At 67.3% G+C, this 23,861-nt stretch carries 22 protein-coding genes; 11 read left to right on the top strand and 11 right to left on the bottom strand.

Annotated elements, in window-relative coordinates; translation table 11 throughout:
• Positions 1-7: 7 nt before the first annotated feature.
• The gene (locus EB230_RS14945) at positions 8-1,228 is read right to left on the bottom strand and encodes a hypothetical protein (RefSeq protein WP_056571314.1); all 1,221 of its coding nucleotides are present in this window, start codon (positions 1,226-1,228) and stop codon (positions 8-10) included.
• Positions 1,229-1,541: 313 nt separating this feature from the next.
• Between EB230_RS14945 and EB230_RS14940 the strand changes: the two genes are divergently transcribed.
• From EB230_RS14940 to EB230_RS14925, 4 genes are all read left to right on the top strand, one after another.
• Complete coding sequence (locus EB230_RS14940) at positions 1,542-2,294, top strand: thioredoxin family protein (RefSeq protein WP_056571312.1); 753 nt, start codon at positions 1,542-1,544, stop codon at positions 2,292-2,294.
• 109 nt (positions 2,295-2,403) lie between these two features.
• Complete coding sequence (locus tag EB230_RS14935) at positions 2,404-2,661, top strand: hypothetical protein (RefSeq protein ID WP_056571310.1); 258 nt, start codon at positions 2,404-2,406, stop codon at positions 2,659-2,661.
• A gap of 78 nt (positions 2,662-2,739) precedes the next feature.
• Positions 2,740-3,744: an NAD(P)-dependent alcohol dehydrogenase gene (locus tag EB230_RS14930; protein WP_056571308.1), complete on the top strand. Its 1,005-nt coding sequence runs from the start codon at positions 2,740-2,742 to the stop codon at positions 3,742-3,744.
• A 122-nt stretch (positions 3,745-3,866) separates the two neighbouring features.
• Positions 3,867-4,139, top strand: coding sequence for a hypothetical protein (locus EB230_RS14925; RefSeq protein ID WP_056571307.1), 273 nt, complete (start codon positions 3,867-3,869; stop codon positions 4,137-4,139).
• Between the two features lie 19 nt (positions 4,140-4,158).
• Here EB230_RS14925 and EB230_RS14920 read toward each other — a convergent pair whose 3' ends face one another.
• Complete coding sequence (locus EB230_RS14920; RefSeq protein ID WP_056571305.1) at positions 4,159-4,626, bottom strand: hypothetical protein; 468 nt, start codon at positions 4,624-4,626, stop codon at positions 4,159-4,161.
• 104 nt (positions 4,627-4,730) lie between these two features.
• The gene (locus tag EB230_RS14915; RefSeq protein WP_056572109.1) at positions 4,731-5,348 is read right to left on the bottom strand and encodes a TetR/AcrR family transcriptional regulator; all 618 of its coding nucleotides are present in this window, start codon (positions 5,346-5,348) and stop codon (positions 4,731-4,733) included.
• Between the two features lie 285 nt (positions 5,349-5,633).
• On the opposite strand from EB230_RS14915, the gene EB230_RS14910 reads away from it, so the two are divergent.
• From EB230_RS14910 to EB230_RS14885, 6 genes are all read left to right on the top strand, one after another.
• On the top strand, positions 5,634-6,131 hold the full coding sequence (locus EB230_RS14910; RefSeq protein ID WP_056571303.1) for a (2Fe-2S)-binding protein: 498 nt from the start codon (positions 5,634-5,636) through the stop codon (positions 6,129-6,131).
• The gene (locus EB230_RS14905) at positions 6,128-7,186 is read left to right on the top strand and encodes a xanthine dehydrogenase family protein subunit M (RefSeq protein WP_056571301.1); all 1,059 of its coding nucleotides are present in this window, start codon (positions 6,128-6,130) and stop codon (positions 7,184-7,186) included. Before EB230_RS14910 ends, EB230_RS14905 begins: the two co-directional genes overlap by 4 nt.
• Positions 7,176-9,434: a xanthine dehydrogenase family protein molybdopterin-binding subunit gene (locus EB230_RS14900; protein WP_056571299.1), complete on the top strand. Its 2,259-nt coding sequence runs from the start codon at positions 7,176-7,178 to the stop codon at positions 9,432-9,434. Before EB230_RS14905 ends, EB230_RS14900 begins: the two co-directional genes overlap by 11 nt.
• 105 nt (positions 9,435-9,539) lie before the next feature.
• On the top strand, positions 9,540-10,013 hold the full coding sequence (locus EB230_RS14895) for a (2Fe-2S)-binding protein (protein ID WP_056571296.1): 474 nt from the start codon (positions 9,540-9,542) through the stop codon (positions 10,011-10,013).
• On the top strand, positions 10,010-10,993 hold the full coding sequence (locus EB230_RS14890; RefSeq protein ID WP_056571294.1) for a xanthine dehydrogenase family protein subunit M: 984 nt from the start codon (positions 10,010-10,012) through the stop codon (positions 10,991-10,993). The genes EB230_RS14895 and EB230_RS14890 overlap by 4 nt, the downstream gene beginning before the upstream one ends.
• Positions 10,990-13,284, top strand: a complete 2,295-nt coding sequence (locus tag EB230_RS14885) for a xanthine dehydrogenase family protein molybdopterin-binding subunit (protein ID WP_056571292.1) — start codon at positions 10,990-10,992, stop codon at positions 13,282-13,284. The genes EB230_RS14890 and EB230_RS14885 overlap by 4 nt, the downstream gene beginning before the upstream one ends.
• Before the next feature lie 160 nt (positions 13,285-13,444).
• Here the strand turns inward: EB230_RS14885 and EB230_RS14880 are convergent, their stop codons facing one another.
• On the bottom strand, positions 13,445-14,455 hold the full coding sequence (locus EB230_RS14880; RefSeq protein ID WP_056571290.1) for an NAD(P)-dependent alcohol dehydrogenase: 1,011 nt from the start codon (positions 14,453-14,455) through the stop codon (positions 13,445-13,447).
• Between the two features lie 98 nt (positions 14,456-14,553).
• Here EB230_RS14880 and EB230_RS14875 point away from each other — a divergent pair, with 98 nt between their 5' ends.
• Positions 14,554-15,483 (top strand): LysR family transcriptional regulator, encoded by a 930-nt coding sequence (locus EB230_RS14875; RefSeq protein ID WP_056571288.1) that lies wholly within the window; start codon positions 14,554-14,556, stop codon positions 15,481-15,483.
• Between the two features lie 172 nt (positions 15,484-15,655).
• On the opposite strand, the gene EB230_RS14870 is transcribed toward EB230_RS14875, so the two are convergent.
• From EB230_RS14870 to EB230_RS14840, 7 genes are all read right to left on the bottom strand, one after another.
• Positions 15,656-16,414, bottom strand: a complete 759-nt coding sequence (locus tag EB230_RS14870; RefSeq protein ID WP_056571286.1) for a slipin family protein — start codon at positions 16,412-16,414, stop codon at positions 15,656-15,658.
• Positions 16,411-17,796 (bottom strand): nodulation protein NfeD, encoded by a 1,386-nt coding sequence (locus tag EB230_RS14865; RefSeq protein ID WP_065005375.1) that lies wholly within the window; start codon positions 17,794-17,796, stop codon positions 16,411-16,413. Before EB230_RS14865 ends, EB230_RS14870 begins: the two co-directional genes overlap by 4 nt.
• Positions 17,797-17,941: 145 nt before the next feature.
• Positions 17,942-18,646: an outer membrane protein gene (locus EB230_RS14860; protein ID WP_056571284.1), complete on the bottom strand. Its 705-nt coding sequence runs from the start codon at positions 18,644-18,646 to the stop codon at positions 17,942-17,944.
• Between the two features lie 252 nt (positions 18,647-18,898).
• On the bottom strand, positions 18,899-19,780 hold the full coding sequence (locus tag EB230_RS14855) for a DMT family transporter (RefSeq protein ID WP_056571282.1): 882 nt from the start codon (positions 19,778-19,780) through the stop codon (positions 18,899-18,901).
• Positions 19,781-19,918: 138 nt separating this feature from the next.
• Positions 19,919-20,605 carry an aspartyl/asparaginyl beta-hydroxylase domain-containing protein gene (locus tag EB230_RS14850; RefSeq protein WP_172372952.1) on the bottom strand — a complete coding sequence of 229 codons (687 nt, stop codon included), beginning with the start codon at positions 20,603-20,605 and terminating at the stop codon, positions 19,919-19,921.
• A 122-nt stretch (positions 20,606-20,727) separates the two neighbouring features.
• On the bottom strand, positions 20,728-22,023 hold the full coding sequence (locus EB230_RS14845) for an HlyD family type I secretion periplasmic adaptor subunit (RefSeq protein WP_172372950.1): 1,296 nt from the start codon (positions 22,021-22,023) through the stop codon (positions 20,728-20,730).
• 11 nt (positions 22,024-22,034) lie between these two features.
• Entirely contained in the window at positions 22,035-23,801 is a 1,767-nt protein-coding gene (locus tag EB230_RS14840) for a type I secretion system permease/ATPase (RefSeq protein WP_065005374.1), read from the bottom strand.
• Positions 23,802-23,861 lie beyond the last annotated feature (60 nt).

The raw sequence follows: 23,861 nt of genomic DNA, 5'->3' as shown, positions 1-23,861 counted from the left end.
CCCATTCCTAACCATTTGGCAGCGGCGCCGGGAGTAACAAGGTGGTCGTGAAACCGGCCACCGGCGGCGTCATCCAGCGGCGCGCCCGGCCATGGCCGAAGGACTGTACCTTGCCTGCCTCGGCAAGCGGCTCGAGCGCCCGCTGCACGCTGCGCTGGCCGGTGCCGAGCGCCAGCGCCAGCGCCGAGCTCGACCAGGCCTCGCCATCGGCGAGCAAGGCCAGCACCGCCGCGTGCCGTTCCTCGATCGGCCGCGCCAGCACCATAACCGCGCGCGAATGGCGCGGCGCCAGCGTGAAGCCGCGCTTGGTGGCGCTGATATCCGCCAGCGCGGCAAGCTCGGCGCGCAGCCGGCCGATTTCGACGCGCAGGCGCGCGCGGTGCGATTCATCGGCGTGCTTGCCGCCGAAGGCCCGCGCCACGAGATCCTCGCGCGATACATCCCCGGGCCACGCTTCGGCGAGCGCGCGCGCCAGCGCGAACAGCACCGGCCGGTTCGCCAGCGAGACGGTGCTGTCGCCAGCGCGCACGACATAGCGAATAGCGTCGACGACCAGCGCCGGCGATGCCTGCAGCGCCTCGACCTCTTCGAGCAGCAGCGGCCGCTCCGCACCTTGCGTGATCAGCCGCGCCGCCGGTGTTTCGAGCGCCAGCGATGCGCTGGCGACCTCCGCCATGAGGCCCGGAATGCCGGCCTGGCGGGCGGCGTTGCGTGCCCATTCCAGCGCCGCGCGCGCCGGCCGGATCCTGAGGCGCCGCATGGCGATGCCGGCGACAGCGAGCTCATGGGCGGCCCTCGCGGCCGGCGGCAGCGGCGTCGGGTCGAGCCCCGCCAACACATGTTCGGCCTCGTCGAGGCGGCCGATCAGCAACAGGCGCCGAACCTTGAGTTGGCCGGCATGCGCCGCGTTAAGCCGGTCGCCATGCTTCTCCAGCGCGGTCCGCGCCGCGTCGAGCGCCTTGGCCGGCCAGCCCAGATCGCGCGAGACCAGCGCGATCTCGGCCTCGGCGACGACGCATCTGGCGCGCGCGACGGCCTCTTTCGGGCTGAAGGCGCGCGCGGCTCGCCGCAACAGAAGCTTGGCGCGGTCGAAGTCGCCGAGCTGCGCCATGGCAATGCCGCGCAGCGCCAGTGCCGGCGCATCCTCGCGCAGCGCGACGCGGTCGAGCGCCGCGAGCGGATCGCCCGCCGCCAGCGCCAGTGCCGCCGCCGTGATCAGCGAGTCCATTCAAATCCCGTCACACTTGTAACTCCCACCTCGAAAAACACCGCCCTAACTTAAGTCACCACGGCCAAGCAGCAAGCCGCATCGGCAACGGGCGGCACACCAAGGAGAACGCGATGACTGTCTCAACCGACCTTGCTCTCGACGCACCGAACGACGCCACCGGGCATGCCCGGCGTCACCCCTGCTGCGCCGGACCGGACGATGCGGACCCAACCGCTTTCGCAACACCTGTCCCTCACCGCCCCACCCTGGCTCAGGATCCCCGGGCGATCACAGGCCGCAACGGCCCCATGACTGGCAAAGGAGAAGACCAATGACCAAGCACTTGACCATGAAGACCCCGCCGATCGTTTCGAGGCAGGAATGGGACGCCGCGCACGAGAAGATGCTGGTGAAGGAGAAGGCGACGCTGCGCGCCAAGGACGCGCTCGCCGCCGAACGCCGGCGCATGCCATGGATGGAAGTGGACAAGGCCTATGTGTTCGAGGGCCCCAACGGCAAGGCAAGCCTGCTCGACCTGTTCGAAGGCCGCCGCCAGCTGATTGTCTACCGCGCCTTCTTCGAGCCCGGTGTCTATGGCTGGCCCGATCACGCCTGCCGCGGTTGCTCGCTCGGCGCCGACCAGGTTGGCCACCTCGCCCATCTCAACGCCCGCAACACCACGCTCGCCTACGCCTCGCGCGCCCCGCAGGCCGATATTGCGCGGCTGAAGAAGCGGATGGGCTGGGAAATACCCTGGTACACCATCACCGACAGCTTCGACAAAGACTTCGGGGTCGACGAATGGCATGGCCACAACGTCTTCATCCATGACGGCGACCGCGTCTTCCGCACCTATTTCATCAACAGCCGCGGCGACGAGGCGATGGGCACGGTCTGGAGCTATCTCGACGCCACCCCGCTCGGCCGCCAGGAGATCTGGGAGGACTCGCCCGAAGGCTATCCCCAGACCCCGCTCTACAGCTGGTGGAACTGGCACGACAATTATGAAGCCGGTGCCGACAAGAAGTGGGCCGAAGTGGCCGCCGCCGGCGAAGCCGCCTTCCGCGACAAGGGCGAACAATAGGACCGGTGGATCGACGCCCCATCGAGCTTGGGTTCCTCTTCCCCACACCGTGGGGCGAAGAACCCAAGCCCTGGCCTCGTCACTGGCATGATCATCAGGGAAAAGGACCATGACCGACATCCATTCCGGCACCGGCGGCGCGACCCCCGAAAATACCGCCTCCCTTGGCGTCGCCGACTGGCTGTGTCTCGCGGCGGCACCGACCTTCGCCCTGATGGCCCTGCTCTCATGTCTTCAAGGTGGCGACACGGCCATGCTGTGCATGGGCGGCTCGCCGCTGACCGGCATGGCGGCCATGTACCTGCTGATGAGCGCCTTCCATCTCGCACCCTGGCTCAGGCTGATCTCCGGCCGGCAGGTCCGATAGGCCTGGCTCGGTTAGACTTGGCTCACTTAGACCGGGCTCGCTGTCGCCATATCAAGACATCCACACAAGGAGAAGACAATGAAGCTGGTCAGGCTGAGGGCGCCGGGTGGCCTGGACAGGCTCGAACTGGTCGAGGAAGATCCTCCCCGGCCGGGGCCAGGTGACGTGCTGGTCAGGATCCGCGCCTGCTCGTTGAACATGCGCGACGATTTCGCGGTGCAGGGCAAGACACCGCTCGGCGACGGCCGCGTGCCGCTGTCCGACGGCGCGGGTGAAGTGATCGCCGTCGGCGGCGATGTCGATGCGCTCCGCCCGGGCGACAGCGTGGTCAGCGTTTTCTATCCCTGGTGGCTGGACGGAGACATGACGCCCGCCACCAGACGCGACATTCCGGGAGAGAATTTCGACGGCTTCGCCAGCGAATATGTGTGCATGCCGGCGCATGCCTTCACGAAAGCCCCGGCGGGTCATAGCCATTTGGAGGCGGCGGCGCTCACCTGCACCGGCGTCACCGCCTGGCGAGGCCTGGTGGTGCGCGGCAAGGTGAAGCCCGGCGACACGGTGCTGGTGCTGGGCACGGGCAGTGTTTCGCTGTTCGCGCTGCAATTCGCCAAGGCCGCCGGCGCCCGGGTCATCGCCACCTCGTCCGACGAGGAAAAGCTGGAGCGGCTCGCAAGCCTCGGTGCCGACGCGACCATCAACTACAAGGCCGTCCCGGATTGGGGCCGCGAGGCCCGGGAGTTGACCGACGGGCGCGGCGTCGATCACGTGATCGAGGTCGGCGGCCCCGCCACGCTGGCGCAATCCCTGGTCGCCTGCCGGACAGGCGGCCACATCGCCCTGATCGGCGTCCTGACCGGTTTTGCAGCTGATGTCTCGATCCCGGCCGTGTTTTCGAACCAGATCCGCATCAGCGGTATTTCGATCGGCAGCCGGGCGGACCAGGAGGACATGATCCGCGCGATAGAGGTCAACGGGTTGAAGCCCGTCATCGACCGCCGCTTCCCGCTGCGCGACATTGCCGCCGCCTTCACGCATTACGGAGCGCGAAAGCACTTCGGCAAGGTTTGCCTGGAGCTTTGAGCCATTCCATCAGCAATGGCTAATTGACAGCCTCCAGGAAACGGCGCTCAGTGCCTTGTACAGGTGGATCGCAGCATCAGGCGGGCGATTTCGGCCGCCGGCGTCACCCTGGGGAGGATGCCATGCCAACCGTAATCGGCCATCACAACATCTCGAAAGACAGCAAGCACTGGCTCGCTTCACCCAAGCGCAAGGAGCTTTTCGGCTCGCTGGGGATCACCAACATCCGCACCTTCGTCGATCCGCAGAACCCGAAACGGGTGGCCGTGATGATGGACGTGCCGGATATGGACAAGATGGCCGCGCTGATGCAGAGCAAGGCGGCCGCCGACGCCATGTCGCACGATGGCGTGGTGCCGGAGTCCCTGGTGATCCTCGTCGAAGCCAAAGCGTAACCGCGCCAGGTCCGGCACTTCAGGTCGCGATGTCGTTGACCGGCAGCAAGGGCTTGGGGAGGTCAGCCTCGCCAAGCCCGGCGCGCAACTCGATCTCGATGTCGCGGCATATCCGCGAGATCGGAACGTCGTTGGCGTTGCCCTCGAACGGGTTGGCGCTGCTCTCGCCGACTGGTCGAGAGACATGTAGGCCAGCCCAGCAGCGTGCTGAACGGATCGTCAGCCAGATGCCGATCGTGCCCAGCATGCCGCCAGGTTTGCCCATGTCGGCAAAGACCGGAACGACGCCGAACGGCAACAGCGAGATCATGACAAACATGGAACTGACGATGGCGTACTGGCGCGGATAGGGATTGTTCTTGATGCGGTCGCGGCGCGCCGCTGATCGCGGAAATCGCGGATCAGCTGTCAGTTCGCCATGGATCTGCGGGGGAATCCTGGCGTCCTTGAGCAGTGCGTTGACCTGGACCGATTGCATTTCGAGCAAGGTGGTCGCCGGCTGCGATCAGCTTGCAGGAACGGCCCACATATATCGGATCCCCTCAAAGATCGTGGATAGGCATGGTTGTCACGCGGCCGATATCCAGATCCTCAACCCGCGCTGTTTGCCCCGAACCGCAGGCCGTCCATCAACAGCTTGACCAGCCGACGCGAGCGGTCTCGCCACTCCGGCGTGTCGGGGGCGGAGTAGATTCCCGACAGCGCATGCAGCACGTCGGAGGCATCGACGTCGCCCCGGATCGTGCCGTCGGCCACCGCTGCCTCGACCAATTGCCGCAAGGCCTGGGAGACCCTGCCCGACGTGTCGGAAAACAGCGTCGAGTTGGTGGTGAGGAGGATGCGCAGGCTGGTTGCCAGGCCGCGCTTGGTGGCGATGTAGTCGACGAAGCGCCGCATCCATTCTTCCAGCGCGACATCGGACGGATGCTTTGCCGCAAGCTCGCCGGCGGCCGCACACAGCGCCTCCGCCTCGCGGCGGTAGACCACCTCGACCAGATGCTCGCGCGTCGGAAAATGCCGGTAGAGCGTGCCGATGCCGACACCGGCGCGGCGCGCAATGTCCTCCAGCGAGGCATCGATGCCGCGTTCGGCGAAGACCGATGCGGCCACCTCGACCAGCCGGTCGCGGTTGCGTCGCGCGTCCGCGCGCAGCGGCTTGGTGTCCGCGGCGGTCTTCGTTTCGGCGATGACGGACGGCTCGACGGCCAATTTTTTCTCCACGGTCGAAATATGGGGGCTTGAACCCGGCCGGGCCAGCCCCCACGTAATAAACGGAGGCGCCTCCGCTTTAGTGGAGTGCTTTCATCATATAAGAAGGGGAACGCTTATGTCACGCCTTTCGAACCTGCAAGCCGACATCTCCCCTGCCCGCCTGTCTCCCCGGAGATCCGCTGTCACTTCCTCCAACACCTGACCAAGAATTTACCTTGCCGTTCTCCGGCAAGGCACCAGTTCACCTCCCATCCGCGTCAAGCAAACTGGAGCCAGACGCCCATGACCAGTCTTCCCATCACGCTTACCATCAACGGACACCGACACGAACTGGAAGTCGATCCGCGCGTAACCCTGCTCGACCTCCTCCGCGAGCGGCTTGACCTCACCGGCACCAAGAAGGGCTGCGACCGCGGCCAGTGCGGCGCCTGCACGGTGCTGGTCGACGGCAATCGCATCAACTCCTGCCTGGCGCTGGCGGTCAGCCATGACGGCGCCAATGTCTTGACCATCGAGGGCGTCGCCCGTGGCGAGGAGCTGCATCCGGTGCAGGCCGCCTTCATCGCCCATGACGGCTTCCAGTGCGGTTTCTGCACACCGGGCCAGATCATGAGCACGCTCGGCCTGATCGCCGAAGGACAGGCCGGGGACGATCCCGAACGCATCCGCGAGGGGCTGAGCGGCAACATATGCCGCTGCGCGGCCTATGGCGGCATCGTTGAGGCCGTCCTGGAAGCTCAGGAGCAACTTGCCAAGGCCGACCGGAGGACCGCGGCATGAGGGACTTCGATTACGTCAGGCCCGCCACGATCCCGGACGCCATCGCGGCGGCCGCGCGGCCGGGTTCAGCCTATCTCGCCGGCGGCACCAATCTGCTCGACCTGATGAAGGGCGGCATAACCAGCCCCGAGCGCGTCGTCGACATCTCGCGGCTGCCGGAACTCAACCGCGTCGAACGGCTGGACGATGGCAGCCTGCGCATCGGCGCGCTGGTCCGCAACGCCGATCTCGCCCACGACACGGCATTCGCCAAGGCCTATCCGGCGGTGGCCGAGGCGCTGCTGTCGGGCGCCTCCGCGCAGCTTCGCAACGCCGCCACCGTCGGCGGCAATCTCCTGCAGCGCACGCGCTGCAGCTATTTTTACGACACCGCCAGCGCCTGCAACAGGCGCGAGCCCGGCACCGGCTGCGACGCGATTGGAGGCGAAAACCGCCTGCACGCAGTGCTTGGCTGGAGCGATGCCTGCATCGCCACCCATCCGTCGGACTTCTGCGTGCCTCTGGTGGCGCTCGACGCCGTGGTCGAGATCGAGGGCAAGCAGGGCCGGCGTCATGTGACGCTGGAGGAATTCCACCGGCTTCCCGGCGAAACGCCGCAGCGGGAGAATGTGCTGGAGCCCGGCGACCTGATCGTGGCGGTGCGGCTGCCGGCCGAGGCGGCCTCCTTCGCCGCCAACGCCCGATACCTGAAAGTGCGCGAACGCACCTCCTTCGCCTTCGCCGTCGTCTCCGCCGCCGCGGCACTTGTCGTCGACAGCGGCAAGATCCGCGCCGCGAGGCTGGCATTGGGCGGCGTCGCGGCCAAACCGTGGCGGGCGCGCTCGGCGGAAGCCGTGCTGCTTGGCGCGGATGCCAACGAGGCGACCTTCGCCAGCGCGGCGGACGCGGCCCTGGCCGATGCCAGCCCCTCCGGCGACAATGCATTCAAGATCGAGCTTGCCCGCCGCATCGTGGTCAGGGCGCTGACGTCTGCCCTGGCGGGGACGCCCGAGCGGATACCGGCCCTTCCGGCTTCTCCCTTTTCCTCCATTCCCGGAGCGCGCCATGACGCTTGAACTCAGCCTCAACCAGCAACCCGCCCACGCGCGGCAAGGCTCCAGCATCGGCCAGCCGCTGACCCGCCGCGACGGCTTTCTGAAAGTCACCGGAGCCGCGCGCTACGCGGCCGACAACCATCCGCCCGGCATGCTCTACGCCGTGCTCGCCGTCTCCAGCATCGCGCGCGGCCGCGTGGCCTCACTGGATATCGAGGCGGCCAAGGCGCACGAGGGTGTGGTCGAGGTGATGACGCCCACGAACCGGCCGGCGCTCGCCGCCGATCCGGATGCCAAGGACCATCCCTTCATGTTCCGGCTCGACCTGTTGCAGAACGAAGAGGTCCGCTACCCCAACCAGAGCATCGCCGTGGTGATCGCCGAGACGCTGGAAGCGGCGACCGAAGGGGCGGCGCTGCTGTCGCCGCGCTATGAAGCACTGCCGGCGCGCGTCGGTCTCGACGGTGCCGAAAGCTTCGTGCCGCGCGGTGTCGGCGTCGGCGGTCCGGCGGTGCAGCACAAGGGCGATGTCGAGGCCGGCCTCAAATCGGCAAGGACGCGGATCGAGGCCACCTACGAGACGCCGGCCCAGTACCACAACGCCATGGAGCCGCACGCGATCGTCGCCGCCTGGGATGGCGACCGGCTGTCGATCGACACGCCGAGCCAGGGCCTTGCCATGGCGCAGGGCCGCATCGCCGGCCTGTTCGGCATCGCGCCCCAGGACATCCACATACGCAGCCCCTTCCTCGGCGGCGGCTTCGGTTCGAAAGGCATGATTTCGGGGCCGCAGGTGCTAGGCATCCTGGCGGCGCGCCTCGTCGGCCGTCCGGTCAAGCTGGTGCTGCGGCGCGAGCAGATGTACGGGCCGGTCGGCCACCGTGCTCCGACGCGCCAGACCTTGCGCATGGGCATGGATGGCGAGGGCCGGCTGACGGCGATCGACCATCACGCCAAGACCGCGTCGAGCACGTTCGACGACTTCTTCGAACCGGCGGCGGATGCCTCGCACACACTCTATGCCAGCCCGGCCATCGCCACCTCGCACGAGGCGGTCCGGCTCGACACCGGTACGCCGCTATTCATGCGGGCGCCAGGCGAAGCCACCGGCTCGATCGCGCTGGAGAGCGCCATCGACGAGGCGGCTCACGCCTGCGGCATCGACCCGCTGGAATTCCGGCTGCGGAACTATGCCGAGGTCGAGCCGATGACCGGCAAGCCGTTCTCCTCCAAGGCCCTGCGCGAATGCTACGCACAGGCGGCCGGGACGTTCGGCTGGGCGAGCCGCCCGCCGCGGCCGCGGCAGATGCGCGACGCCGATGGTTTCCTCACCGGCTGGGGCATGGGTACGGCGACGTTCCCCGCCCTGATGTTCCAGGCCGAGGCGCGTGCGGTGTTGAGGGCCGATGGCAGTGGCCTGATGGAGACCGGCGCGCAGGATATGGGACAAGGCGCCTGGACCGCCTTCGCCCAGATCGCCGCCGACGGGCTCGGGCTCGACATCGGCCAGGTCGATTTCAGGGCCGGCAGCTCCGACTTGCCCAATGCGGGCATTGCCGGCGGCTCCGCCCACACGGCGACGGCCGGCATGGCGATCCACAATGCGGGCGCCGCCGTCATCGCCAGGCTCGCCGATCTCGCCACCGGCAACGAGGCCTCGCCATTGTTCGGCGCCGGCAATGAGGGCGTCGTGGCGCGCGGCGGCCGGCTGTACCGGCGCGACGATGAAAGCCGCGGCGAAAGCTATGCCGAGATCCTCACGCGCGCCGGCCTCACCGAGATCGAAGGCCGTGGCAAGGGCGCTCCGGATCCGGCATCGCAGGAGACCTATGCCAAGCATGCGCATGGCGCCGTGTTCGCCGAGGTCAAGGTCGATCCGGATTTCGGGCAGATCCGCGTCACCAGGCTGGTCGGCGCCTTCGCCGCCGGACGGGTCATCAACCCCAGGCTGGTGCGCAGCCAGTATTATGGCGGCATGATCTGGGGTGTCTCCTTCGCGCTGCATGAAGAAGCCAGCACCGACCGGCGCTCGGGCCGGATCCAGAACGCCAATCTCGCCGAATACCATGTCCCGGTGAATGCCGACGTGCCGTCGGTCGAGGCGATCCTGGTCCATGAGGACGACCCCTACGTCAACGCGCTCGGCATCAAGGGCGTCGGCGAAATCGGCGTCACCGGCACGGCCGGCGCGGTTGCCAACGCGGTCTGGCATGCAACCGGCGTGCGGCCTCGCCGCTTTCCGATCCGCATCGAGGACCTGCTCGGGTGAGAAATGACGAACGCCCGGAGCGAAAGCGCCGGACGGACAGGTGGGCCTCCACCTGTCCGACATGAAATAATTCCACCAGCGTCAAGCAACTGGAGCCCGACGCCCATGACGAAAATCCCCATGCATCTCGACATTAACGGCACCCATCATCACCTGGAACTCGAACCCCGCGTGACGCTGCTCGATGCCTTGCGCGAGCGGCTCGGCCTGACCGGCACCAAGAAGGGCTGCGACCACGGCCAGTGTGGCGCCTGCACGGTGCATGTCGACGGCGAGCGCGTGCTGGCTTGTCTCACCCTGGCGGCGCAGGCCGAGGGCCGCGCCATCACCACCATAGAGGGGCTTGCACGGGAGGGCGAACTGCATCCCGTGCAGGCTGCCTTCCTCGAGCAGGACGCCTTCCAGTGCGGCTATTGCACGCCCGGCCAGATCATGTCGGCGGTCGCCTGCATCCGCGAGGGCCATACCGGCTCGGATGAGGAAATCCGCGAATACATGGCCGGAAATCTCTGCCGCTGCGGCGCCTATCCGCACATTGTCGCCGCTGTCCGCCAGGCAGCCCTGGAGGTCACATCATGAGGGATTTTTCCTATTTCCGCGCCGGCTCGCTTGATGCCGCACGCCAGGCAGCGGCCCTCCCCGGCGCCATGCTGCTTGCCGGCGGCACGACGCTGATCGATCTCGCCAAATGCGGCGTCGCCGAGCCCGACACGCTGGTCGACATCACCCACCTCAAGGGGCTCGACCGGATCGAAGTGGGCGAACACCGCGCCACCATCGGCGCGCTGGCCCGAATGAGCCATGTCGCCGTTCACGCCGACATCAGGAGCCGCTTCCCCGCAATCTCCGAAGCGCTCTGGCAGGCGGCCTCGGCGCAGATCCGCAACATGGCGACCATCGGCGGCAATCTGATGCAGCGCACGCGCTGCCCCTATTTCCGCGATCCCGCGAATTTTTCCGCCTGCAACAAGCGTGAACCCGGCTCTGGCTGTTCGGCGATCGGCGGCGTTACCCGTGGTCACGCCGTGCTCGGCATCAGCGAGGCCTGCATCGCCATGTATCCCGGCGACCTCGCCACCGCTTTGGTTGCCTTCGACGCGACAGTCCATCTCGGCGAGCGCCGCATCCCGGTCGACGACTTCTTCCTGCTACCGGGAACTACGCCCGACAAGGAGCACGCGATCAAGCCGGGCGAGATGATCACCGCCATCGAGGTCCCCTCATCCGCCGCCGCGCACCGCTCGACCTATTTGAAGATCCGCGACCGGCAATCCTATGAATTCGCCGCCGCGAGTGCCGCAGTCGGTCTCGAACTGGAACCCGATGGGCGCACCATCCGCGACCTGCGCGTGGCGCTCGGCGGCGTCGCGACGAAGCCGTGGCGGGCGCGGGCCGTGGAGGCGGCGTTGATAGGCAAGGTGCTGGAACCGGACGCCGTCCGCGCGGCCAGCCTGCTTGCCGTCGAAGGAGCTGTCGACCACGGCGCCAACCACTACAAGATCGAGCTCGCGCCGCGCGTCGTCGCGCGGGCCATCCTCAAATTGGGAGAGACGGCATGACTGTTCACGCAAGACACGGCGACGCCTCGGATGGCGCGCTGGCGCAAGCCGTCGGCGGCCGGCTGTCGCGCGTCGACGGACCGGCCAAGATCACCGGCGCGGCCAAATACGCCGTCGAGCAGCAGCTCGAAGGCCTCGCCCATGCCGTGCTGGTCGAGAGCACGATTGCCTCCGGCAAGGTGCGCGCGATCGACACCGCGCGGGCGGAGGCAGCACCGGGCGTGCTCAAGGTGCTGACGCCGGACACCATCATCAGCCTGAGAACCGCGTCGGACTGGTTCGGCACGCCGCCGCCGGACAAGCCCTATTGCCCGCTGGCGCGCGACATCACCTTTTCAGGCCAGCATGTCGCCGCTGTCGTGGCCGAGACCTTCGAGCAGGCGGTCGCCGCCGCGGCGCTGGTCAAGGTCAGCTATGACGAGACGCCTTCAATCGTCGACCTCAGCGACGGCAAGGCCGGCGATGGCATCCCGATCGACGCCATGACCAAGGAATGGGGGGATGCGGCCACCGCCTTCGCCTCGGCGCCGGTGCGGATCTGCGCCGCCTACAACACGCCGCGCGAATACCAGGCGCCGATGGAGCCGCATGGCCTGATCGCGCGCTGGGAAGGCGATCGCCTGACCGTGTGGGAGCCCAGCCAGTGGCTGGACGGCATGGCCCGCACCTATGCCGAATGGTTCGAAGTGCCGTTCGAGAATGTGCGGCTGGTCTCGCCCTATATCGGCGGCGGCTTCGGCTCCAAGGCGCTGGCGCTCAGCCACGGCGCGATTGCCGCGAGTGCCGCCAGAATGCTGGGCCGGCCGGTGAAGCTGGTGATGACGCGGCCGCAGACTTTTACCGGCTATGGCGGCCGCGCCGCGACCCGGCAGACGGTGACGATCGGCGCCGACCATGACGGCGTGATCCAGTCGATCGTGCATCGCGGCGTCAATGAAACCTCCATCGACGGCATGTGGGTCGAGCCGCTGGGATCGGTCACCTCGATCATGTACGCGACGCCGAATTTCTCCTCGAGGCAGAATGTCGTGCGGGTGAATTCCGTGGTGCCGGGCGCCATGCGCGCGCCTGGCGAAAACCCCTCGGCCTTCGGCATTGAAAGCGCCATCGACGAGCTCTCCTACGAGGTCGGCATCGATCCGCTGGAGATCCGGCTGCGCAACTATGCCGAACAGGACCCGGAAGCGAAAAAAGCCTGGTCGACCAGGCAGTTGCGCGAGGCTTTCGCAGCGGGTGCCGAACGCTTCGGCTGGGCCAGGCGCACGCCGGCGCCGCGCTCGATGCGCGACGGCAACCATTTGATCGGCTGGGGCGTCGCCGCCGGCACCTATCCGGTGCGGCGCGCCTATGGCGAGGCGGTCGTGCGCATCCTCGCCGACGGTTCGGTCGAGGTCGAAAGCTCCTCGATCGACATGGGCCAGGGCACCTACACCATCCTGGCGCAGACCGCCGCCGAAACGGTCGGCGTGAGCGCCGACGACGTGGTGGTGAAGCTCGGTGACTCCCGCTTTCCCCGCGCCGGCGTCACCGGCGGCTCGCGCCTTGCCGGCGTGATGACGGGTGCCGTCCACAAGGCGGCAACCTCGGCGCTCGACCAGCTGGTGGGCTTGGCGATCAGCGACCCGCGCTCGCCCTTCCACGCGCTGCAGGCGAACACCTTGGTGGTCGCCAATGGCCGCATCGGCTCGCCGCGCGGCGACCGCGCCGATGTCTCGATCGCCGACCTGCTCAAGAGCGTCGGGCGCGACCGCATCGAAGCGACCGGCGACACCATGCCTGCCAATTCGACCGCCGAGGACCGCTACAAGAACTACACCACCATCGCCATGGCGCTGCCGCACACCGAGGGCGACTATTCCCGCCACTCCTGGTGCGCGCATTTCATCGAGGTGCGCGTCGATGAGGATTTCGGCACGGTGCGTGTGTCACGCGTGGTGTCGGCGCTGGATTCCGGCCGGCTCTACAACCCGAAGCTCGCCGAGAGCCAGTGGAAGGGCGGCATCATCATGGGCATCGGCCAAGCCCTGCTCGAGGAAGGCATAGTCGACCGCCGCCATGGCCGCATCGTCAACAACAACCTCGCCGACTATCTGGTGCCGACCAATGCCGACATCCCTGACATAGATGTGATCTCGGTCGGCATCCCCGACCTGCATTCCTCGGTGCTCGGCGGCAAGGGCGTCGGGGAACTCGCCATCGTCGGCGTCGCGCCGGCGATCGCCAACGCGGTGTTCCATGCGACGGGAAAGAGGGTGCGGGATTTGCCGATCACGCTGGAGAAACTGATCTGAGGGATCTCCCCCCTCGAGGGGGAGATGGCCGGGAGGCCAGAGGGGGTCGTCTCGCGTGAAGCGCCAACCTCCGATCGTCGAAAGAAGGTCGCGCCCGGTCGAACCGACCCCCTCTGTCGCCTTCGGCGACATCTCCCCCTCAAGGGGGGAGATCAGCTCCTCACCACTCCAGGCCGAACACCAGCTTGCCGAAATGCAGGCCGCCGGCGGCCATGTGGGCATAGGCTTCAGCCGCTTCGCCAGGTGAAAACACCTTGTCGACGACCGGCTCGATCCCCGCCGCGCCGACGGCGCGGGCGGCGTCGCGGAGGTCCGATACCGACCCGGTGTTGTTGCCGATCACCTTCAGCGCCTTGATGATGATCGGCAGCAGGTTGACCGTGGCCTCGGCGCCGGTGACGAAGCCGATGGTGAACAGCGTGCCGCCGGGCGCGGTAGCGTTGATGGCGCGGGCGAAGGTAGCGGTGCCGCCGGTCTCGACCACAAGGTCGGCGCCGAGGCCGTCGGTCAGCTCCAGCACCTTGCCGTCCCAATCAGGTGTCGCTCGGTAGTTGATGAGATGATCGGCGCCAAGTGCCTTAGCCCGCTCCAGCTTCTCGTCCGACGACGAGGTGACGATGACGGTGGCACCGGCGGCTTTCGCCAGCTGCAGGGTGAAGATCGAGACGCCGCCGGTGCCAAGCAGCACCACGACCGAGCCCGGCCCGACATTGGCCACGCGGATGGCGTTCCAGGCGGTGGTGCCGGCGATCGGCAGCGTCGACGCCGCCTCGAAGGAAAGATGCGCCGGGACCGGCACGAGCGAATTGGCCGGCAGCGCGACATATTCGGCCAGCGACCCCGGCAGCGCGACGCCGCGCATCTGCGTCATCTCGTAAGGGCGCGGCGGGCCGCCGATCCAGCGTGGCTTGGCGTGGGCGACGACGCGATCGCCCGTTTTGAATCTCGTGACGCCCTCACCCACCGCGACGATCTCGCCGGCACCGTCGGCGACGGGGATCAGCGGAAAGACCGGTCCGGGATAATTGCCGCTCGCCACCGCGACGTCGACGAAGTTGAGGCTCGCCGCACGCTGGCGGATCAGCACCTCGCCGCGTTGCGGCTCAGGGGTTGCAACGGTGGCGGCGCGGAAGGCGTCCAGCCTGGGTTGGCTGAGTTCGATGGCTTTCATGGTTTCACTCCGGTGGGACGATTGATGGGGTTGAGTGAACCTAGTTGCTGCGTTATTTCTGGATAATCCTGATCTTCTACATTTGAGTATTGCAAATCATGCAGCAATCCCATGAGCCGGCGGCCCTTGCCGAAATGGCTGCCTTCGCGGCCATTGCCGAGGCGCGCTCCTTCACCAAAGCGGCGGCGCGTGTCGGCCGCGACGCGACCATCCTGTCGCGGCGCCTGCAATCGCTGGAGGAGCGGCTGGGGGTAAGGCTGCTCTCCCGCACGACGCGCAGCGTCTCGCTGACCGAGGCGGGCGCCGAATTCCTGGTGCGCGTGCGCGCCATCCTCGCTTCCGTCGACGAGGCCGAGGCCGCCGCGTCGGCGCATGCCGGCGGCGGTCCGCGCGGCCTGCTCAGGCTGGCGCTGCCCGGCACGTTCGGGCGCATGTGGATCGGGCCGCTGCTGCCGCAATTCCTTGCCGAATTTCCCGATGTCCGCATCGAGGCCGAATTCTCCAACCGCTTCGCCGATCTGGTCGCCGAGAATTTCGACGTCGCCGTGCGGCTCGGCGCGCTGGAGGATTCGCGCCTGGTGGCGCGCAAGGTGGCGACGCGGCGCCGGCTGCTCTGCGCGGCCCCCTCCTATCTCGCCCGAAAGGGCCGGCCGGAAACACCGCGGGCGCTGCTCGGACATTCCTGCCTGGGCTTCAGTGGCTTCCAGACCTTTCCGGCCTGGGAGATGACCGACCGCGAGGGCCGGCGCGCGCGCGTCGAGGTTTCCGGACCATTGGTCAGTGACGATGCCGAGGTGCTGGTCGAGGCCGCCGTGCAGGGCGTCGGCCTGATGATGAGCACCGACTGGCTGGTCGGCCGCGAACTTGCCGACGGACGGCTGGTGCCTGTGCTGGAGGAGTGGACGCTGGCCGACGAAGGCGCGGTCCATGTCGTCATGCCCTCGGCCAAGGGCCAAGCCGCCAAGACCCGCGCCTTCGCCGACTGGATCGGCAAGCGCTTCGCGCCGGAACCGCCCTGGCGGCGGTGAAGCTGCCAATCTCCCTCCTTGAGGGGGAGATGGCCGGCAGGCCAGAGGGGGTCGCCTCGCGTGGAGCGCCGGCCTCCCCTGCCGAAGATAAGAGGTCGCGTCAGGACGCACCGACCCCCTCTGTCGCCTTCGGCGACATCCCCCTCGAGGGGGGAGATTACGTGCACGTCCCTCACTTCCCCTGCCCCTTCATGAACTGGCTGAGCAGATCCACCGGCAGCGGGAACACAACCGTCGACGAGCGCTCGCCGGCGATGTCGTGCAGGGCCTCGAAATAGCGCAACTGCATGGCCTGCGGCTCGGCCGCCAGCATGCGGCCCGCCTCGACCAGTTTCGCCGCCGCCTGCTGTTCGCCCTCGGCGTTGATCACCTTGGCGCGCCGCAGCCGCTCGGCTTCGGCCTGCTTGGCGATGGCGCGGACCATGTTCTCGTTGAGGTCGACATGCTTGATCTCGACATTGGACACCTTGATGCCCCACGCGTCGGTGCGCTGGTCGAGGATCTCCTGGATGTCGCTGTTGAGCTTGTCGCGCTCGGCCAGCATCTCGTCCAGCTCATGTTTGCCGAGCACCGAGCGCAGCGTGGTCTGCGCCAGCTGGTTGGTGGCGGCCATGTAGTCCTCGACCTGGATCACCGCCCGCTCGGCGTCGACGATGCGGAAATAGAGCACCGCGTTGACCTTGACCGAGACATTGTCGCGCGAGATCACGTCCTGTGGCGGCACGTCCTGCACCACCACCCGCAGGTCGACCTTCACCATCTGCTGCACGAAGGGAACAAGGATGATGAGGCCGGGGCCCTTGACCCCGGTGAAGCGGCCGAGCGTGAAGACCACGCCGCGCTGATATTCCCTGAGGATGCGGATGGCCGAGGACAGGAACATGATCACGACCAGTGCGACGAACAGATAGGCGACATAACCAATCATCATTGTGTTGCTCCATTCCTTGCCGCGTCGCGCTTCCGCACCGTCAGCACGAGGTCGCTGATATCGGTGACCTCGACACTGTCGCCGGCCGCGATCGGTTCGTCGGCCTTCGCCCGCCAGCGCTCGCCCAGGGCCAGGACATGGCCCTCCGTGCCCTGCCAGTCGAGGATCTCGGCCGGCTGCCCGCGCATGGCTTCGCCGCCGACGCGCGGCGGGTTCTTGCGCGCCGCCCAGACATAGGTGCCGGTCAGCAGCGCCAGCCCGAGCGTCAGCGCCGCGGCGGGACCGATGACGGCCCAGGACATGGCAAAGCCCGGGCCCTCTACCCGCAGCAGCATGGCGGCGCCGAACAGAAAGGCGGCCACGCCGCCGAGCCCAAGCACGACGGTGGGATTGAAGGCCTCGATGACGAGGAAGGCGAGGCCGAGCAGCATCAGGGCAAGGCCGGTATAGTTGATCGGCAGGAGGTCGAGCGCATAGAGGCCGAGCACGAGGCAAAGCGTGCCGATGACGCCGGGCGCGACCGCTCCGGGGCTGGTGAACTCGAAGACGATGCCATAGACGCCGACCAGCATCAGGATGACGGCGACGTTCGGATCGGTGACGACGCCGAGCAGCCGGATGAACCAGCCGGGCTCCAGCGTCTCGACCGGCAGCCCCTTGGTCGCCAGCACCACTTTCTTGCCGGCGACATCGACAGTGCGCCCGTCGGCCAGTTGCAACAGTTCGGTGGTGTCGCGGGCGACGAAGTCGATGACATGTTCCTGCAGCGCCGCATTGGCCGACAGGCTCGCCGCCTCGCGCACCGCCTTCTCGCCCCAGTCGCCATTGCGCCCGCGCAATTCGGCAAGCGACCGGATCAGGGCGACCGCGTCATTGGTCACCTTGGCCATCATCGCGTCGCCTGCCGGCCGTCCGCCCTGGCTCTTCTGGTCGCTCTTGTCCTTCTGGTCGTCCTTCTCGCCGCCAGGAAGCGACGGCAGCCCGCCGATCTCGACCGGCGTCGCGGCGCCGAGATTGGTTCCCGGCGCCATCGCCGCGACATGGGTGGCATAGAGGATGTAGGTGCCGGCGCTAGCCGCATGGCCGCCGGCCGGCGCGACATAGCCGATGACGGGTACCGGCGAAGCCAGTATATCGGCGATCATCTCGCGCATCGAGGTGACCAGCCCGCCCGGCGTGTCGAGCTGAAGGATAAGAACCGAGGCGTCCCGCTTGGCGGCGGCATCGAGCGCTTCCTCGAGCTGCCTGCTGCTTGCCGGCCCGATGGCGCCGTCGATGGCGACGCTCAGCGCGACCCTCTCGCTCCCGGCCGAAGAGAAGGGAGAAAAGACAGCCACGGCGACGAAGGCCGCGGCCAGAAGGGCCACCCGCGCGAAGGTCACGCTCAAAGCTCCATGGACTCAATATGGGTTGTATTTTGGCGAGTCCAAGAGGAGCCGAAGTCGGCGGCCGGCGAAGGCCGAAGCGACGACGGATTGCGGACCCGCGCCGGAAAGGTCGGGGCGGGGTATTGTTCGCTCTGGGGGATCAGAACTTGTAGCTGAGCCCTACCCGGACATCGTGCGTCTGCAGGTCGACCTTCGTCTCCGTGGGCAGGCCGGCCGCTATCGACAGATCCTGGCTGCCGAAATCGGAGTAGCGGTATTCGGCCCGCGCGATCCACCTGTCGGTGAAAGCGTGCTCGATGCCGGCGCCAACGGTCCAGCCGACATGGCTCTCGTCGTGGAACGGTATTTCGCCGCCGGGGCCGGCGCTGATCGCGGTCACTTCATATTTGGCCGCGGCCACGCCGGCGGTGATGTAGGGCAAGGTCCGGTCGAACGCATAGCCCGCCCGCAGCCGCGCCGATCCCTCCCATTTGAGTTCGCTCTTGAGCAATGTGGTGACGCCACCGCCGCCGGTGTCGACAGGTGTCAGTCCGTCGGCATTGCTGTAGGCGATGTCGGCCTCGGCGCCGATCACGAAGCTGTTCGCCATCTGGTAGTTGGCGCCGATATGGATGCCGCCGACAAAACCGTCCGGATCAAGCGGCACGTTGAGGTCGGATCCGCCGCCGAACCCGCCGCCGGCGATGAACAGATTGGATTTTCCGGCTGCGTAGCCCGCGTCGACGCCGGCATAGAGGCCGGACCAGTCGTAGCCGGCAACAGGCGAGACCTCATTGAGGTCGGCCGCGCACGCCATGCCGACAGGCGCCAGAATGAAGGCCGTCGCGAGAAGAATGATTTTCATTGTTTGTCTGCCGCCCCATATGTTGTGGTCCTCGCCACGAAAATACTCCGTGGCGATCCAGGTGTGGTCGAGGCCCCCGGTGTTGCATTGTCCGCCGGCTGCGTCTTGGGCTGGGTCGCACCGGAATTGTCCGGGAAAGCGACACGCCGCTTTCCCGATCGGTGTGACCATTCAGCCGCAGTCGATCGGCGCGAACGCGGCATTGGCCGCCGTGACACCGAAGGCACCGGCGAGGACGGCGCTGTGGTACCCCTACTCCGGCGACGGCACCGGTGGCTTCGAGGTCAGCGCCGTGCCGGCGGCCGCCGCGATGACGGCGGCGATACCGGCCAGTTGCGCCGGGCTCAGGCTTTCATGCAGGAACAGGAAGCCGGCGAGCGCGCCGAGCCCCGGCTCCAGGCAGGTCAGCGTGCCGTAGATGCGGGCCGGCATCCGGGTCAGCGCCACCATCTCCAGGAAGAACGGCAGCGCGCTGGAAAACAGGCCGACGAGCAGGGCGCCGACCAGGATCGACGGCGCCAGCAGCCCCGTGCCGGCCTCGGCGATACCGAAGGGCAGCACCAGCACGGCGGCGATCGCCATGCCATAGGCGGTGGTGCGGGTGCCAAGCTCGGCGCCCGTCTTCTGGGCGAGCACGATGTAGAGCGCCCAGAAGCCGCCGGCCGCCAGCGCCAGCATAACCCCGGTCGGGTCAAGCGGCTGCTGAGAATGGATGAAGGGCGACAGAAGGATGATGCCTGCCACCGCCAGCGCGATCCAGGCAAAGTCGCTGGCGCGCCGCGACGTCAGTGTCGCCACCAGCAACGGCCCGGAAAATTCGAGCGCCACGGCGACGCCGAGCGGGATCCTGGCAAGAGCCGCGTAAAACAGGAGGTTGAGCGCGCAGAGCGTCACTCCATAGGCAACGAGCCAGGGCAAGTTGGCACGCGTCGGCCGCATCTGCCACGGACGCAGCACCGCGATCAGCATCAGCGCGCCGACGACCAGCCGCAGCGTCGTCGTGCCTTGCGCACCGATCACCGGAAACAGGGTCTTGGCGAAAGTGGCGCCGATCTGGATCGACACCATCGCGCCCATCAGCGCCGCGACGGGCAAGGGCGCCGCTTCGCGACTGGCAACCGGTATCGATGTCACTTGGTACTATCCTCCGCGCCGCCGGGCACAAGCCCTCCGGCGGCATCGGGATAGGCCGACCCGGCGCGCCTGTCGTGAGACAGCGCGCGGCGCTTGATGGGACACGGCCGTCGCACGGCGCTGTCGCCCGCCGCCGGCTCAGCCGCCGAACGACACGCCCCTGCGCCGCATTCCCGCCTGCACGCCGCGCACGATCAGCCTGGACAGGACTTCCATGTCCCAGGGCATTCCCGGACGCCAGACATCCAGCAGAAGGGCTATGCGGGCTTCATCGGCATTGTTCATCACCTCGTGCGGATAGGTGTCGTCCCACAGCATGCCTTCGCCGTCGCTGATCCGTTTCTCCTGATGGTCGATCATCATGACAGTTGCCGGGCGGCCATCGGCCTGTCGCGGGATGACCAGGCCGAGGTGGAACCGCATGATGCCGCGAAAGGGTCCGCGATGGCTGGGAATGTGCTTGCGCGGCGCGAGGAACGAGATGGCCGCCGATTTGACCTCGGGGCATTCGGCAAGCAACCGGCTGAGAACCGGCATCCGCGCAAGGTTCTCCGGAACCGCCATGTCATAGGCCTTGAGCACGAACATGCGCCAGTCGAGGCCGTCATTGGCCGAGATTTCGGCCTGCTCGGGCATGATGTCGTGAAAACGCGGCACCTTGCCCAGATGCACGCCCAGCGCTTCGCCGCGGATTTCACGCCACGCGTCGATGAATTTCGCCGCGTTGGGAAATTCGATAGCGGTATCGAGGATCGCCGGCGCCTCTATCCGCCTTTCATAGACACGCCGGATCACATCGGATGCAAGATCATAAGTGCGCGACATCTCATGGCCTCCGTCGCACCATAGACGGATGGCCCTTGATTTTCGTTACACATCTTGTTCACGACGCCGTGCGCTGCCCGCCAGCCGTGGTCCGGTCGCACCGGCCCTGCTCCAGAATCCCCTCATTCCCTGAAGGCGCGGCTGATCTGATCTTGCAGCGGTTTGACGAGATAGGAGATCACGGTCCGGTCCGCGGTCTTGATGAAAGATTCGACGGGCATGCCGGGAACCAGCTTGACCTCGCCGAGGCGCGCCACCTCCGCATGCGTGGTCGCGATGCGAACGGTGTAGTAGCTGATGCCTGTACGCTGGTCGGTCGTGGTGTCCGGCGAAGTCAGCTCTACCGTGCCGTTGATTTGCGGCGTGGTGCGCTGGTTGAAGGCTGAAAAGCGCAGCGCCGCCGGCTGGCCAACCCAGAGCTGATCGATGTCGCTCGGCGCGATCTTGGCTTCGACCGTCAAGCTGTCGCTGTCGGGCACGATCTGCATGATCGTCTGGCCAGGGGTGATGACGCCGCCGATGGTGTGGACGATGGACTGTTGCACGACGCCATCCTGGGGCGCGCGGATGTCGATGCGCCTGAGCTGGTCCTCGGCGGCGATCTTGCGCTCCGTCAATTCGCCGACCTTGCCGTCGATCTCGCGCAGATCCTTGTTGACGTCGGTGCCGAGCTCGAGGTCGATCTGGAGGATCTGCAGATTGATCTCGGCGATCTTGCCCTGGGCCTGCGCCAGGGCCGCCGTCAGCTGGCCGCGCTCGCCATCGAGCCGTGCCGACTCGCGCTCCATGGCGGTCAGGCGGTCGATCGAGATCAGCCGCTTCTTCCACAGCGCGCGTATGCTGGCCAGTTCCTCCTCGACGAGCGTGATTTCCTGCGACTTGGCATCGGCTTGCGCCGTGTCCCCGCCAATCTCCTTCTGCAGCTGCAGGATGCGCTCCTGCAGCTGGCTCTTCTGGCCGGAACGCCCCGCGCGTCGCGTCTCGAAAACCTGTTGCTCGCCAGCCATGAGCTCGGCGATCGCCGGATCGCCGCGGCGATCGAGAAGGTCCTGCGGAAAGGCGATGACATCCGCGCCCCGGCGCTCCGCTTCGAGGCGCGCCTCGCGTGCCGCCAACTGGTCGAGCGCCTTGGTGACGACGGCAAGGTTGGCCGCCGGCAAGGTCGGGTCGAGGCGCACGAGCAGAGCGCCGCGCTTGACGCGGTCACCATCACGCGCCGCGATCTCGCCGACGATGCCGCCGGTCGAATGCTGCACGTCCTTGACATGGGAATCGACGACGAGAACCCCGGAGGCGATGACCGCTCCCGAAATCCGTGTCAGCGAGGCCCAGCCGCCGACACCGCCGACCAGCAGCGCGACCGCGATGAGGCCCAAATGCAAGTAATGCCGGATGGATTGGTGAGAGGAGCTCTGCATCGTTCCCCCAATCACTCGCCCGCCGCCGCCACCGTGCCTGGCGTCGCCGGCCCTTCGGTGGCGAGCCTGAGGTGCGGCACGGTGGCCGCGGCCGGCTGCGGCCGCGGAAACAGCTTGTTGAGAACGTCTTCCTTGAGCCCAAACGCCTGAACGCGGCCCTGGCTCATGGCGAGGATGAAATCGACCGTGCCGAGCGCGCTAGGCCGATGCGCCACGAGCACGACGATGCCGCCTCGCTGCCGCACCGAGACAATCGCCTGGAACAGCGCCTGCTCGCCTTCGGCGTCGAGGTTGGAGTTCGGTTCGTCGAGCACCACCAGGAACGGATCGCGGTAGAGAGCGCGTGCCAGCGCGATGCGTTGGCGCTGGCCGGCCGAGACGGCCTCGCCGAGTTCGCCGATCTGCGTCTCGTAGCCGTCGCGGAAACCAACGATGAGATCATGCGCGCCGGCTGCCCTGGCGGCGGCAATCACCAATGCGGGATCGGCGCCGGGTTCGAAACGCGCGATGTTCTGTGCGATCGAGCCGGCAAACAGCTCGACGTCCTGTGGCAGGTAGCCGATGAACTGGCCGCGATCCTCCGGCGACCACTGGTCGAGGTCGGCGCCATCGAGCCTGACCCTGCCGGCGGCGGACGGCCAGGCGCCGACAAGCGCCCTGACCAGCGTCGACTTGCCCGAACCGCTCTGGCCGATGATGCCGACCGCGTGTCCTGCTTCCAGCGCAAAGCTGGCATCCTGCAGCAGAAGACGCTGCGTGCCGGGCGCCACGACGCTGACACCTTGCATGAAGACGTGGCGGCTCGGCGCCGGCATGGCCATCGGCTCGGCATCGGCCGGTAATGCGGCGAGGATCCTGGTCAGCCGCAGCCAACCCTGCCGCGCGGTCACGAAGCCCTTCCAGTTGGCGATGACCAGATCGACGGGCGCCAGCGCCCGGCCACTCAGGATCGAGGCGGTGATGATGATGCCCGCGGTCGCCTGCTGCTCGATCACCAGCCAGGCACCGATGCCGAGCATTGCCGATTGCAAGAGCATGCGCAGCACCTTGGACACGGCGCCAAAGCCGCCGGCAATGTCACTGACGCTGCGCTGCTCGGCGAGATAGTCGCGATTGGCCTCTTCCCATCGTTTTGCCATCCTGCCGCCCATGCCGAGAGCAGCAATGACTTCGGCGTTGCGGTTGCCGGTCGTGGTCAGGCCGTTGCGGATGATGCCGGTCTGGGTGCCTGATGTGACCGGCTTGCGCGTCAGCCGCTCGGCAAAGACGGTCAACAGCACCAGCACGATCGCGCCGATCAGGGCCGTCACGCCGAGAAGCACGTGGAACATGAAGATGATGACCAGATAGAGCGGCAGCCACGGCAGGTCGAACAAGGCGGTCGGGCCGGAACCGGACAGGAAAGTCCGCACGCTGTCGAGATCGCGCACCGGCTGCATGCTGTCGCCATTGCGCCCGACCTTGAGCGGCAGCTTGAGGACGCTGGAATAGACGCGGGCGCCGAGCGCCTCGTCGAGGGCGCCGCCGATGCGCACCAGGATGCGGCCGCGGATGAAATCGAGCACGCCTTGCCCGGCATAGAGGATGGCGACGAGCAGGCTGAGGCCGATCAGCGTCGGCACGCTGCGGCTCGGCAGCACGCGATCGTAGACCTCGAGCATGTAGATCGAACTGGACAGCATCAGCACATTGAGGACGCCGCTGAACAGCGCAATGGCGATAAAGGCGGAGCGGCAGGATTTGATTGCCGCCGAGAGTTCCGATCCCTGCTGCAGGATATTGGGCTGCCGGGTACTGGACCCGGCAGCCCTTCGCGCCGTCGCCGCGGCGCCGGGGGC

This window comes from Mesorhizobium sp. NZP2234 (assembly GCF_013170765.1).
Taxonomy (GTDB): Bacteria; Pseudomonadota; Alphaproteobacteria; order Rhizobiales; family Rhizobiaceae; genus Mesorhizobium; species Mesorhizobium loti_D.
This window is presented reverse-complemented; position numbering and strand designations above follow the sequence as displayed.